The organism is Vibrio sp. 9-16B-A1, assembly GCF_056726165.1.
Window position 1 is genome coordinate 371,421 of record NZ_JBSDZD010000003.1, and the last position, 13,798, is coordinate 385,218.

The 13,798-nt window shown below is 50.5% G+C and carries 12 protein-coding genes; 6 read left to right on the forward strand and 6 right to left on the reverse strand.

Going from position 1 to position 13,798, the window contains the following annotated elements:
• Positions 1-65: 65 nt before the first annotated feature.
• The 4 genes from ACVB80_RS07730 to ACVB80_RS07745 form a co-directional block, all read right to left on the reverse strand.
• Positions 66-1,283, reverse strand: coding sequence for an OFA family MFS transporter (locus ACVB80_RS07730; protein ID WP_481080703.1), 1,218 nt, complete (start codon positions 1,281-1,283; stop codon positions 66-68).
• Between the two features lie 152 nt (positions 1,284-1,435).
• On the reverse strand, positions 1,436-2,167 hold the full coding sequence (locus tag ACVB80_RS07735) for a LytR/AlgR family response regulator transcription factor (RefSeq protein ID WP_481080704.1): 732 nt from the start codon (positions 2,165-2,167) through the stop codon (positions 1,436-1,438).
• Positions 2,161-3,819, reverse strand: coding sequence for a LytS/YhcK type 5TM receptor domain-containing protein (locus tag ACVB80_RS07740; protein WP_481080775.1), 1,659 nt, complete (start codon positions 3,817-3,819; stop codon positions 2,161-2,163). Before ACVB80_RS07740 ends, ACVB80_RS07735 begins: the two co-directional genes overlap by 7 nt.
• Positions 3,820-3,894: 75 nt before the next feature.
• On the reverse strand, positions 3,895-5,874 hold the full coding sequence (locus ACVB80_RS07745) for a U32 family peptidase (protein ID WP_481080705.1): 1,980 nt from the start codon (positions 5,872-5,874) through the stop codon (positions 3,895-3,897).
• A gap of 283 nt (positions 5,875-6,157) precedes the next feature.
• Here ACVB80_RS07745 and ACVB80_RS07750 point away from each other — a divergent pair, with 283 nt between their 5' ends.
• A complete protein-coding gene (locus ACVB80_RS07750; RefSeq protein ID WP_481080706.1) occupies positions 6,158-7,021 on the forward strand; it encodes a DUF2971 domain-containing protein in 864 nt (287 codons plus the stop codon).
• 567 nt (positions 7,022-7,588) lie between these two features.
• On the opposite strand, the gene ACVB80_RS07755 is transcribed toward ACVB80_RS07750, so the two are convergent.
• Positions 7,589-7,894, reverse strand: coding sequence for a hypothetical protein (locus ACVB80_RS07755; protein ID WP_481080707.1), 306 nt, complete (start codon positions 7,892-7,894; stop codon positions 7,589-7,591).
• A 242-nt stretch (positions 7,895-8,136) separates the two neighbouring features.
• Between ACVB80_RS07755 and ACVB80_RS07760 the strand changes: the two genes are divergently transcribed.
• Positions 8,137-8,550, forward strand: coding sequence for a VF530 family protein (locus ACVB80_RS07760; RefSeq protein ID WP_481080708.1), 414 nt, complete (start codon positions 8,137-8,139; stop codon positions 8,548-8,550).
• 123 nt (positions 8,551-8,673) lie between these two features.
• On the opposite strand, the gene ACVB80_RS07765 is transcribed toward ACVB80_RS07760, so the two are convergent.
• Positions 8,674-9,990 carry a 4Fe-4S dicluster domain-containing protein gene (locus ACVB80_RS07765; protein ID WP_481080709.1) on the reverse strand — a complete coding sequence of 439 codons (1,317 nt, stop codon included), beginning with the start codon at positions 9,988-9,990 and terminating at the stop codon, positions 8,674-8,676.
• A 276-nt stretch (positions 9,991-10,266) separates the two neighbouring features.
• On the opposite strand from ACVB80_RS07765, the gene ACVB80_RS07770 reads away from it, so the two are divergent.
• From ACVB80_RS07770 to ACVB80_RS07785, 4 genes are all read left to right on the forward strand, one after another.
• Complete coding sequence (locus tag ACVB80_RS07770; protein ID WP_481080710.1) at positions 10,267-10,824, forward strand: hypothetical protein; 558 nt, start codon at positions 10,267-10,269, stop codon at positions 10,822-10,824.
• 85 nt (positions 10,825-10,909) lie between these two features.
• Positions 10,910-12,379 carry an ADP-ribosylglycohydrolase family protein gene (locus ACVB80_RS07775; RefSeq protein ID WP_481080711.1) on the forward strand — a complete coding sequence of 490 codons (1,470 nt, stop codon included), beginning with the start codon at positions 10,910-10,912 and terminating at the stop codon, positions 12,377-12,379.
• The gene (locus ACVB80_RS07780) at positions 12,376-13,434 is read left to right on the forward strand and encodes a hypothetical protein (RefSeq protein WP_481080712.1); all 1,059 of its coding nucleotides are present in this window, start codon (positions 12,376-12,378) and stop codon (positions 13,432-13,434) included. Before ACVB80_RS07775 ends, ACVB80_RS07780 begins: the two co-directional genes overlap by 4 nt.
• Positions 13,434-13,790 (forward strand): hypothetical protein, encoded by a 357-nt coding sequence (locus ACVB80_RS07785; protein WP_481080713.1) that lies wholly within the window; start codon positions 13,434-13,436, stop codon positions 13,788-13,790. Before ACVB80_RS07780 ends, ACVB80_RS07785 begins: the two co-directional genes overlap by 1 nt.
• Positions 13,791-13,798 lie beyond the last annotated feature (8 nt).

Here is a 13,798-nt window from a genome sequence, read left to right on the forward strand (position 1 = left end):
TTCCCCTCCAGGCCTTTGGTCTTACATCATCACTATTTAATAGAGTGCCTCTGTTCCCAACCGGATCAGTTGGCTGCCAGTGGCTCAGCAGTAAAATTATCCTGTTTGCTGCCCGGTGCTTTGATGGTCAGCGAGATAGCCAGTGAAATTACCAGCAAACCCAGCATCAGGTAGAAGGTTGCGGCAAATCCGCCGAACAGTGAGGCCACCACAGAGCCGATAAAGCTGCCAATGCCGAAGTTCAGGTAGATAAAGCCGTAGTTCTTGGTCAGGTTGTTCAGGCCGAAGAAATCACTCACCAGAGAAGGGTAAACGGTAATGGTTCCGCCGAAACAAAACGCGATACACGCTACTGCGAAATAGAAGCTCATTGCCGTCGCTGGCGCAAAAAGCAGGGCAGCAACACCAGCCAGACAGGTCAGCAGCGCAATCGAGATAACGCGTACACGGGCAATACGGTCAGACAGTACACCCAGAACCAGACGTCCGCCCAGGTTACCGACTGCGATAATTGCAACAGAGGCTGCTGCTGTGGTCATGGAAAGGTGAACGTAGTTTTCGCCGATGTCTTTCGCAACACCAATCACGTACAGGCCGCTCATGCATACTGTCAGGAACATCGCTGCCAGCATCCAGAACTGAGAGTGTTTCATCGCTTCTGCCAGGCTGAAGTCACGGCTTGCGTTTTCGCCTGCGGTGCTGGTTTCCTGTTTAGGCGCGTCGGTCATCATCATGCCGCCAACGACAACCATGATCATGCACACCAGACCCCAGGTTTCGAACGTGATTTCGAGGCCGGTGGTAGTCAGCAGATACATCAGAATGTATTTAAACGCCAGCGCGCCCAGGCCGTACGCACCAATGGCGCAGGCAGATGCCAGTCCTTTGCGGTCCGGGAAGAACTTCACGCAGTTGGAAAGCACCATCAGATAACCGGTACCGTCGGCAAAACCTACCAGCAGGCCGGCAAACACGTACAGCATAATCAGGTTAGTGGCATGGCCGGTCAGGTACAGGCTGATGCCGATCATCAGGCCGGAAGCAATGGTCACTTTGCGAATGCCAAAACGCTCCTGCATTTTGCCTGAAAGGGAAGAGGCGACAGCCAGCGCCAGGCTCAGGATCCCGAAGGAAAAAGCAACGCGGCTGACAGGCTCAGAAAGTTTGTCGGCAAGCTGGGCGTTGAAAAGACTCCATGTATACACAGAGCCAAGGGCAAACTGAGTGATCACTGTTCCCAGCATGGTAAGGGCGCGGGTGCGGCCCGATACCGGATTGGCCATTTTGTTATCTCCACTGATTTAAAATCTTTCGGGCGGCTTGCGCCCTTTAATGACCCACAAAATACGGGGCTTTGCGGAGATAACAACAGGCTGGCGAAACTATAAAATGAGATGTATCAATAGCGGAATGAACTGCAATATAGCGGAATGAATTACAGCTCCATCCGCTCACGGAATGCTTTGATGTTCCCGCGGCTGACCGGGATCTGAGCCTCAGCATCGCTCAGTTTCAGTAGATAAGTGCTGTTTACCCAGGGGGTGATCTCCTGAATTTTCTCAAGGTTTACCAGGTAAGAGCGGTGGGTTTTGAAAAACTGCTCTGGCGGCAATTTATCCATCAGCTCGCTGATGCTGCACTGGGCGATAAGCTCGCCTTCACCGGTGAACACCTTTGTCACTTTCTCGCTCGCTTCGGCGTAAATCACCTCTTCTGCCCGGGTAACCCGGATCCGGTTTCCGCAGTGCAGGTTGAGCGTCTTCGGCTTGTTTGATACAGCGGCCGGAGCCGGTTGTGGCTGACACTCAACACTGGCTTCGAGTTTCGCCAGCAGCCCTTTTACCCGCTCTTCGCTCAGCGGTTTAAGCAGGTAGTCAAACGCTTCCAGCTCAAAGGCATCAACGGCAAACTCTTTGTATGCGGTGGTAAACACGATATGCGGCTTCTGGGCAAACTGGCTGATGTTGCGCGCCAGCAGCATACCGTCAATCGACGGCACCTGAATATCCAGAAACGCGATATCCACCCGGTTACTCTGCAGGTACTTAAACGCCTCCAGGCCATCATCAAAGGTGGCGACGATTTCGATGTTGCTGAAACTCTGAATAAGGTAGGTCAGCTCTTCGCGGGCCAGGTATTCATCTTCAACGATCAGGGCTTTTAGCATGCTTGCTCCTGCTGATTTGCTGACTGGGTTGGCTGGACAGTAAACGACATTCGGGTTCCCTGCTCAAGGCGTTCGATAGTCAGGCCCTTTCCATATAGCATAGTCAGGCGCTGGTGAACGTTGCTCAGGCCGATATGGCCTGTAGCCATCGCGCCGCTGTGGAGGTCATCGATCACCTGTTGGCTGATCCCGACGCCACTGTCTTCAATGGTTACGTTCACCATCTCACCGGCCTGTTTTACCGAAATACTTACCACGCCCGGAGAGCGGGACGGTTGGATACCGTGCAGAATCGCATTCTCCACCAGTGGCTGGATCAGCAGACAGGGGATGGTGGACTCAACCGGGTCAATATCAAACACTACGCTGAGTTTATTGCCGAAGCGCGCCTGCTCGATAGCGACGTAATCTCTGACCTGCTGCAGCGCGACATGGATATCGATCAGCTCCTCGGTACGTTCCAGGTTATAACGCAGGATATCGGCCAGTTTGGCGATAAGCTGGCGGGCTTTGTCCGGCTGGATACGCACCAGGGTGGAGATGGCGTTCAGGGCGTTAAAAAGAAAATGCGGATTGATCCGGCTCTGCAGCGCGCTGAACTCGGCTTTACTGGCCATGGTTTTAAGCTGTTCGACCCGGCCTACTTCCATCTGGGTGGAGATAAGCTGAGAAAGACCAATCGCCATTTCTCGCAGCGCCGGACGGATCTGATGTGGTTTATGGTAGAAGATCTTCAGTGTGCCGCTGACTTTGCCGTTTTCCCACAGCGGGATGATCAGCAGCGAATGAAAGTCGTGGACGTTAAGGTTGTTGCTGATGATCTGCTGTCCGGTGCGCACCGCCTGCTGTGCCATTTCGCATATCTGACTGGCATTGAGATACTTCTCTTCCCCGGCGCCGACATAGGCCAGTACATCTTTGGTATCGGTAATGGCAACGGCGTCAGCCTGAGTCTCTTCGCCGATGATCCGGCATACCTTCGCCAGGGATTCACGGCTGTTTTTGCGAAAGTGGGGCAGGGTCCGGTTGGCGATATCCAGCACCAGCTTTGCCTGACCGGCAGCGACCAGGTCTTTCTCTTTTTCCAGCCCCTGAACCAGACGAATGATAAGCCCGATACAGACGGTGCCGGAGATCATCGGCACGCTGATATGAGAGACGATCTGCCAGGCGTGCGCTTTGTCATCAGAGAGCGCCACAATCAGCACCATGGTCAGCATCTCACAGAAAGCACCGGCCAGAATGCCCAGCAGTACATAGTGACGGCGGTGACACTTCTGGTGGATCCAGGTCGCCAGCAGACCGGCAATAATACTGGTGATCAGACAGGCGACAGAAGTCGGCCCGTCGATATCGATAAGGTAACGGTGGACACCGGCGATAAGCCCGGCAGGAATGCCGATCCAGGGCCCGAACAGAATACCACCGGCGATAACGGCGATAATGCGCACGTTAACCAGTGAGCCATCCACTTCGATACCGGTATAGGTACTGAAAACTGCAAACAGCACAAACAGCAGAGAAATCGCGGCGGTTTCTGCAGGGCGGCGGTGGCGTTTATTAACGATATGCTGAAAAGGGTGGGTCAGCGTCAGAAAAAACAGCGCCATCAGCAGCAGCGCGGCCCGTTCAAACACGGCCAGCAGCATCATGAGTTGTTCGGTGTACACGGTGTACCTTGTTCAGGTCTGAAAAAGGTCACCGATTGTACGCCTGTGATTTAAAAATTACACCCCTTTGATGTACTGGGCGTTGCGTGTTGGCTGAACAGCTTCTCCGATCAGCGTGCCTTTCTCTTTATCCTCAATCGTTTGCAGGAACAGGGCGATAAGCTCCTGCTCAGAAGCAGAGACACGGGTCTCGGTCCGGATATCACGCAGGTCGATCAACACGTCGGTCAACAGCTCCGGCAGATCGGCCAGGATATCCAGGTTCAGCACATTGTGCTCAGCGAAGATGCTGTTATGGCTGCCGCGCTGTTTCTGTACCACATACGGGTTATCTTTCAGATTGATAATTGAGGTACGCTTCTCACAGCGGCGCAGACAGCCCTTGTTGACCTTGATCTTACGGCAGCCCTCGGTCTGCTGGAACAGACACTGGCGGCTGGTCAGCAGGGTGTTCGGGTGGTAGACACTGTAAAACGTTCTGAATCCGGCCGGGCGCTTAACATGGCGCAGCTGCTTTTTATTCAGTTCACCAGAGAGAAACGCACCGGATGCCGCGTACTCTTCTTTCAGGCACAGCAGCGAGTATGAGTTGGCACTGTTCATCTGCGGGCCTGCGATCCACTCAAGGCCCAGAGATTTGGCGATGTAGCCGACACCGGAGTTATTGGTGATAAACCGCTGCGGACGAACCTGCTCCAGAAACGCTTTTGCGGCGTTAAAGTCATCCCCGATAAGAATCGCCGGGAACCATGGTTTCAGCTTTGGATTGGCGGTAAACAGCTCAATCATCGCACCCAGTTCAGCGTTAAGACCCATCGGAAGCTGGTAGTACACTTCGCACTCATCCAGCTCGCACAGCGCAACATCAGAAGCTGAAGAGATCAGCACAGAAAGCGCAGGCTTGCCCGCCGGGTTAGCTTCCAGAGCAGGGAGCTTTGGCGTTTCCATCGCACCTTTCAGGCTGCTGCGCTGGCTGTTTTCAAAAAAGGATTCAAATGGAGCTGTTTTCTCAGCAACTTCTTCGATGATGCCGGTTTTGGTATCAAACAGGTTTTTCTTAACCCGTTTGAACTCCTCTTCGCTGTTGCAGTTTTCCAGTTTGGCAAAGTGGTACGGCGCATGGTCACGGGGATTATCGATGTACATGCTTTTGCCGTATTCGCTTTTCAGGAAGGCATTGGAGAAGTCGCGGTTAAATACGGTGTAGAGTCCGGTGGTATCTTCAGACAGGGCGACGCCGTCACACAGGCGGTCGATCTGTTTGCGCCAGGTATCGACCACGGTATAGACGTAGTGAGATTTCTTGATCCGGCCTTCGACTTTAAGCGAGTAAACCCCGGCTTCCGCCAGTTCCTGCAGGTTACCAAACGCTGAGTTGTCTTTCAGGTTGAGCGGATAGCTGTGTCCGGTACGTGTGGTTTCATATTGCTCACGACAGGGCTGGCTGCAGCGTCCACGGTTACCGGATGCGCCGTTACGCGCCGAGCTGATATAACACAGCCCGGAAAAGCCGATGCAGTAAGAGCCGTGCACGAACACTTCCATCAGTACGTTATGCTGATGGCCAAACTGCGCCAGATGGCGGATCTCATCAATATTCAGCTCACGGGAGAGGTTCACCCGGCTGGAACCCAGCAGGCTCAGGAAAAGGATTTGCCCTTCGTTATGAGTATTAAGCTGGGTAGAGGCATGCACATCCAGCTCAGGGAAGTGGTGCTTAAGCAGGTACGCCAGCCCCAGATCCTGCACGATCACCCCATCAATCGCGGTATTACGCAGTTGCGCCAGCAGACGCATCACCGCTGGGATTTCGCTTTCCAGGATCATCACATTAAGCGTGAGGAAGATTTTACAGTTGTGCTCATGAGCAAGCGCAAGCACCCCATCGAGGTTCTCAAGGCTCAGGTTTGCCGCCCGGTTTCGCGCGTTAAAACGGTCCAGCCCGCAATAAACCGCATCCGCCCCGGCCGCAATCGCCGCTTTAATCGAGTCCAGATCGCCACCCGGCGCCAACAACTCAAACTGCTCTCGTTTCACAACTTCATCTCACACTTTAAAAACGAGGGCGTATCTTAGGAGGTTGGGGGGGAATGTGCCAGAAGTTTTGGGGTGGTGTTCACCTGCGTGGGATTACATACCGAGTATAAAGTACTCACTCTGGCCTGAAGGAAATGGGGAGATATCTGGAGTTTGGAAACAAGCTGTTGCCCCGAAATGAGTTTTGCAACCTGTACCTCTTGTTGGGCTGATGTGCTTACTGGCATACTTTTGCTAATGTTATCCACTTATTTGTCGTGATACACCAATGGAGGGGGATAAGTTGCCAGTTGAACTGTTCAAATATCGTGCTTTTGACAAATACACCATTCTCAACCTTTTGAATCAAACTGTTTGGCTTCCTAGAGTTGAACAGTTAAATGATCCTTTTGATGGTCAATTCAAGCTAACTGATACTGTTCCTAACACCGATAATTTCATCGAGTACTGCACTAGATTCCCCAAATGGTTTGGGCAACATGAAGGTGGACTAACGATCAATAAAGAGAACATCCGCAATGAAATGTTCTTACCCGATGGAACTCCAAGCAATGAGCTAAGAGAATACGCCCAAAGCTTCAAAGAGTTTTTTGAGAACAAATGCAAGGATACTGGTGTCTTATCTCTTTCATCAACTGCTGAAAATACTACGATGTGGTCTCATTATGGTGATGAGCATACTGGCATCTGCATAGGATATGATCCTACGAAGTTGTTTAATAAATCATATGGCAATGGCCTGCCATGGTTGAAAGAAGTTAAGTATCTAGACGAATCTCTTATATCAAGGAACAGTTACCTCCTATTTGCAGAAAGTGGATTTGGTAGTTCCTCAAAAGCGACAAAAGAGTTTTTCAAGAGAATGCTTTCTGTTAAAGCAATAGACTGGGCCTATGAAAAGGAGTGGCGATTCATCTTCCCCGAGTGTGGTGGGCGAATTTTCTCTATTAATAAGAGTGCTATTACTAGTATAACGTTTGGTTTGAGAACTACGGTTGATTCCAAGCATGCACTTGTTAACCTAGTTCGAAACTTAGGGATACATCCCAAAACCTACCAAATAGTTCGAAATACAGAGACACTTGGGCTAAAGAAGGTTGAGTTGACCAGTAAGTCAAAGTACTGGACAAAGGTAGCTGAAGAGTAGGTCAATGTTGCCCCAAAGTGATTTTGAGCTACAGTCGGTGACTGAGCCTCGTCACTAGATTGACCTATTCTTCCTAATGACTAACATTAACGTGTTTTATGGAAGTATATGAGGGTAAACTGAATGCCAATCACGGGATCTGAACGACATACATTTTCATTCGACGGCGGCGATAAACTCACCACCATTGGCGCGACCTTTTTTGTATCGTATCTTTACTATCTGCACGTGGACACAACCCACAGAAATTGGGCTTCAATTAAAACGCAACGTTCACGTATTAGTGCTATAAACAACTCTGAGAATTATTATCGAGCTTGGTTATCGCAAGTTCAGAATATGAGCGACGTAAATCTGAATCGCAACACTCTTGGTTTGAAAGGGCCTACTATCAAACAAATGGCACTGGCAGTACAACAAAATCTGTGAAATGGTTGTTAGTCGCTACGAATTATGAATGGGCTCCAAAGTTTGCTTAAATACCAAAAGAGTCTGATGATCCAGCCTCTTGATTGATACAGACGAAAGTGCAAGCAACGAGGTTTATGTTCAACTTCGTACAAGAATTTACTTAACGCTAATTTTTTGCGGCACTACGTTAGGTTCTGGGTTTCCTTTGCAACGATACACAGCCATAGTAATTCCCCAACCATTAGTTATGGTTGAATCATTTTCATAACCTTTCCCATAAGCAGCACAGTGTGCCGCTACTTCTCCAAGCATATGAGGATAATTTATAACAGATGAGTCATAGTTAACTTGAACAACATCCTTATCAGCAAAATCAATATTGTATGAGCCGCCCCAAACAGCAATACAGCCACTAAGCATCAAAGTTGTTACAATTACAATAGAACAGAACAGTTTTTTCATCTTTAAATCTCTGATAAATACATTAAAAACATCATACTATAAGTGGCTTTTAGGCTGTAAAGTTTTTGTCCAAAAGTGTGCCTGCAAGACATGACCACAAGTACCGACTAGGGCAAGCAGCCCAAGTCTGTTAAAATCCTCCGCCTCCCTGCCTTCTCTTCATGACAAATTACAACAGTCTTGTTTAGAACGGATACCACACAACTTACCATTTCGGTAAGTAAGATACCTGAGAACTCGTTATGATGACTGATGAAGAAAGAATTGAACTGCAACAAAACAATCCATTGCACGGCCTGAAGCTGGAGACAATGCTGAAAGAGCTGGTGGATTACTATGGCTGGGACATTCTGGACACAGCGATGCGTTTTAACTGCTTCAATACAAACCCGTCGATTGCGAGCAGTGTTAAGTATCTGAAGAAAACCAAATGGGCGAGAGAGAAGCTGGAGAACTTCTATCTGTACCGCTTTAAGCGTATGCCCCGCGCTTCGGCTGAAGAGTATGAGCTGACTCCACGGGCCCGCACCTTCCCACATGGCCTGGAGCCCAAAGAGCCAATGCAGCTGACGGTTGAATCCATCCTGAAGTCACAGGCAAAGGCGGCGTCTGCTCACAAGCAGCGTTCATCGCGTAACCGTAATTTTCGCCGTTAAGTCCGCGGATTAGCCGGAACAACGGTAAACCGGGCCAGTGCCTGCACTTCGCCAGTAAGATGCAGGGCTGATCCGGTTCACGAGTTCTTTCCTGAATTATCTTTCCGAAGTACAAGCATGCTGTCAGGCACTTGTCCCCGGTTGTTGCTCTCCTTTCTTCCTGTTGTACCGCTCAATCAGCGAAACCAGATACTTAGACTTAAACTGTTGACTAGCCAGTGCCTGTTTGATCGGTGGCAGCCTCAGGATCACTCCCAGTATCGCAGCCATGACTCTGTGGTTCAGGTGCGCCTGATTATCAAAGATCAGGTTGTGCAGGGTGCCGCGTTCAATCGCCATTAATACCGCTTTGTGGGTGGAGTCTACCGGGGTGATCACCCGTGTCTCTCTCGATTTCAGGGTGATGCCATCTTTGGTACATACCCGCGCACAAACACCGCAACCCAGGCAGGTATCCTCATCCAGCAGGGCAACCCTGGCCCGTTTGTGTTTTGGGTCGTGTTTGGAGCTCAGTGTCATGGCGTCTACCGGGCATACATCAACGCATTTGCTGCAGCCGTTACAGTTATCGAAGTCGATCACCGGCAGGAAGTTGGTAGTGTGGATAGCCTGGGTGGAGCCGACTCTTCTGGCGGCCACCAGCGCTTCGCAACAACAGCTGCAACAGTTACAGATAAAGTTAACTTTGTTCTGAATGTTTTCGCCAAACTGCACCAGGTTGTGTTCGTAGGCCTCATCGAGAAGATCCAGGCACTCATCTTCTGTGATCTGCCGTGCGTAGCCATGCTTAATTAATGACCTTGCGGTGTTATTGAAGGTCATGCAGATATCCATAGGCGCATCACAGGCCTCGCCGATATGCTCTTTCTTGTGGCGGCAATAGCACATTCCCACACCGATATGGCTGGCGGTTTTGATCACCTCGCTGGCCCGCTCGTAGTCCAGCACATGCAGGGCGTTGTCCTCGCTAAGCACCTTTTCATTCACAAAGGCACGGCCCAGCGGGGTCTCTCCGCTGCCGAAAAGGTGGGTGACAAACTCATCTTCCACGTTGATGTACTGATGGAACAGCTCACTCAGGACTTTCTGGTCCAGCTCTCCGCCGGTACGCATCAATGAGAACTCAAAAAAGCCAGCCATGGGAGGGGGCAGAACGTAGGTTTGAGCGCCATTGGTATCTTCCAGATCCAGTAACAGGGCTTTTGAGGCCAGGGCATCCAGCTGTTTGGCGGTCGTTTCCAGGTCCAGATCCCAGGCTGCGGCAGCTGTCTCTACGGTGAAGGGTTTAATGGGAAGCAGGGAAACCAGCCGGGCTTCCTCTTCACTGAACATGACATTAAGGATTTTAAAAAGCGTTTCGCTGGGGGGAACGCCCTGGGGGAATTTGTTCAGTCGCTCCGTCAGCTTTTCATAGTTACCCTTGATCGTGTTATGCGCCATCTGGTCACCCTCTCGTTACGTCTTATATGGTTCTGACAGCCTTTGCTTTCCTGTTGCATGACTTCTGTTGAGTATAGGCTCTACATTTGGCGCAGATGTGCGCTGTATCCAGGAAAGGGAAGAAGGTCATGGGGTTTGAGAGATCCTCGCTGGGTGCTGAGAGGTTATTGCTTTGAGGGAGGAGTACTGCTGACTTGAGTGGAGGGCTGTATCAATAACATTTTTATGATTTGGTGTGGTACCATTTGTGCAGGTACATCAGATTGAAAGGTCTACATGTTTAAGTTTCTAATTCGGACAACCGTTGTTCTGGCTCTTTGCCTGCTTTTCAGCACTTTTGCAGCGGTACTGACATACACGCGGTTAAGCTACGAAGAACCTATTGCAGAGATCCAGTTTACCAAAGCGCCAGATGATCGTTCTGTTGCGATTATTAACAGCCCGGACTTGCATGACAAAGCACTGGTGATAAGTGGTGACCAATGGCGGATTGACGCCAGCTTCATCAAGATTAAGCCAGTGTTTAATGTGTTGGGAGTTGATGCTCAATATCGGCTGGATCGCTTTGAAGGCCGGTATAAAGATATTGAACAACAGCGAAATTCAGACATGTTTTACCATGACCTTTCTGAAGGAAAGGTGTTTTCCGTCCCTGAGTTTCTCGTGAAGTACAACTTTGTTGTCGATGCGGTGTATGGAAGCTCTGCCTACTATGATATCAAATATGATACTAACTTCATTTTGCTCAAGACACAGAGCGGGCTGATTGTTCGTGAAGAAGCAGCGGGTGAGAGTGAGTCACTGAAACATAAAGTGCTTAACTGGCTTTCATAGTATCAGGCACTGATCTTTCGCAAGCTTTCAATGTCAAACCAAGATAGTCTCCCTGCCATAATCCCCTCCAACAAAGGAGGCCATCATGACAACCCTCAATCAATTTATTCCTAAAGCCAAAGGCGCACTGCTGGGTCTTGCGCTGGGCGATGCCCTTGGCACTACGCTTGAGTTTCAGAGCAAAGATACTTATCAGTCATTAACCGATATGGTCGGCGGTGGGCCGTTTGGGCTTGAGGCGGGGCAGTGGACGGATGATACCTCCATGGCACTGTGTCTGGCGGACTCGCTGCTTCACTGTAAAGGGCATGATCCCAGAGACCAGATGGAGCGATATCTGCGTTGGCGCGATGAAGGCTACAACTCGGTTACTGGCGGTTGCTTTGATATCGGTAATACCGTGTCACAGGCACTGAAAAAGTTTGAGAAAACCGGTGAACCCTATGTTGGTTCGGATGACCCTTACAGCGCTGGTAATGGCAGCCTGATGCGTCTGGCTCCGGTTGTAATTTTCTATGCGATGAACCGCGATCTCAGCCGGGATCAGGTACTTGAGTTTGCGGCGCTGAGTTCAAAAACCACTCATGGTGAAGCGCGTTGTTTGAAAGCCTGTCAGATGATGGCGTATCTGCTGGCGGATATCTTCAATGGTGAAACCTGTAAACAGCAACTGGCAGACAATCTTAAAGACCGTTTCTCAATTGATAACGGTGGCATACCAGAGCTGGATAAAGCCCTGCATTACGCAGTCAGCCCGGATGCCCGCAGGGATAACATTACCGGCAATGGTTATGTGGTTAACTCCTTTCAGGCGGCGCTGTGGTGCTTTATGAATTCAGAGACGTTCCGCGATGGCGCACTTCTGGCAGCGAACCTGGGGGATGATGCCGATACCACCGCAGCGATTTACGGCCAGATTGCCGGGGCTTTCTACGGTGAAGAAGGTCTGCCGCAGGAGTGGCTGGAAATACTGGCATGGCGTGAAGTAATTGAGCAGAAAGCGTTTGATTTAGCAGTCAAAGGCTTTGGAGAGAATCAGTTCAACCTGTTCAGGGTGCAGATGCGCGAGCCGGTTCAGGTTGAGCCACTGGAACCACAGGAACTGCCGCAGGAAGAGCTAAAGGAACTGGCCAAACAGTGCCCGATACTGGATTTACGTCAGCCGCAAACCCGTGAGGGTCTGCTTGAGCATTTTCAGACCTTCTTCCGTTTTACTCTTGGCATGCCTGAGCTGGTGATCAGCGAGTCGACTCATATTATTGATGAGGTTGAACGCGGCTATTACGCCTGGCTGGATGGGATTGACCCAGATGATGTTGAATATGGTTCATTTATCGGCGCTCTGTCTGACCGGGGGATGGTGGCCTATTTGTTGCTCAGTCATGACCTGCCGGACACTATTGGGCTGGATGCCACCACCGGTGAACCGGATTTCGAGCCGCAGTTTGAGATTGAAATCGACAAGGATAACAACTGGGATACTGTGGGTGATTACATTGATTGCTGCCTGCAGATCAATCAGCACTATCTGAAACTTAAAGAGGGTGGAGAATGAGCCAGAGTGACTTGTATCAGCGCTTTGTCCGTGAAATCAGTGGCTACTATGAGAAGTTGATTGAAAAGTGGGAGGGGCGGTTATCACTGGAGCAGTTCAAAATCTGCCTTTATCACGAGCTGAAACGTCATTGTGCTATCACCGGATCGCCCGGCCACACATTGCAGCAGTCTTTGCTGGCAGAGTTTGAAGCAGAGATCCCGGCTATTAATCAGAGTAAGCCGGGTCACTGGTTTGACTTTGCCTGGGATGTGCAGGAGTGGGTGTGTGGTGAAACCGGGGATTATGGGTTTGGTATCAGCAGCGATCAGGATAGGGCACAGTGCAAAGTCCCCGAAACATTGTCGGTTGCCGAAAGTGCTCTTTATGTGCCAGACACGCCGGACGGTTTGGGCTCTCAGGCAATTAACCGCGCTCTTTTCGCCCTCATGCCCCGGCCAAAGCTATACCGGCCGGAGGTGAATCACGAGCATGAGTTGTGGCGCCGTCTGGAGGCTTACCTGAGAGAAACATTCTGGAACCCGCGGCCACAGCTTGATGTTCCGGGTGTGGCGGATGCGTTTAAACAACTGGTCAATGAAGTCTACAGCTTTTGTCTGGTCCGTACGGAACCGGCAACCTTTGCGGCCTGGCTTTACCTGTGGCAGGACATTGAACTGGGCAGGCCATACAGCAAAGAGTACTGCGCCAGCATCGGTTATCATCTGCGCCTTATACATGAGGGAATGGGCTGCGTAATGAACGCGCACAGATTGTTTGACGGCGCATTCTATGAGCTGATGGAAGCACCAGAAAAACTGGCGGCTTATAAAACTTTGTTGCCTTCACTGCCACTGCTGGAGGTCAGCGCAGAGCGTATCGCTGATGACAGTGCTTTCCGTGTCGCTCTGTGGTGTTACCCAAATGAAGCGCAAAGCCGTATTGAGCTGACATTTGAAGAAGATGAACAGGTTGTACTGTATCAGCCACTGGATAATCGTCAGCATCACTGCACCCTGGAGCAGGCCGCGAGAACCCTGCGTGAACACTTCAGCCACTTTTCTGAGGAGCAATAATGAACGCGAATCCCCGATATACCGATTTGGTCAATGAAGATGGCTCTCCTTTGCGAGGCTCTTACGCGATGGGATTGCATCCGAACCCGAAGTTTTACAAGTATGTGTGGCGCGTGTTTCATCGCGGGATGCCGGAGGGGAAAGCCTTTTTCGATATGCCTCAGCTCTCGACTCATGCCTGCATGACTCTTCTGAATGAACTGCGTGCTAAAGGAGAGGGCTATCTGATTTACAACACCCTGCGCCCGCGTCGTGGTGATGTGCCTTTTGATTTCAGCCACGAACGCTGGCAGGGCTATATCATTGCACCTGTTCTGGAAGACGACACCGACCCGGAATGGGAAGGCTTTAAGTAATCCTGACG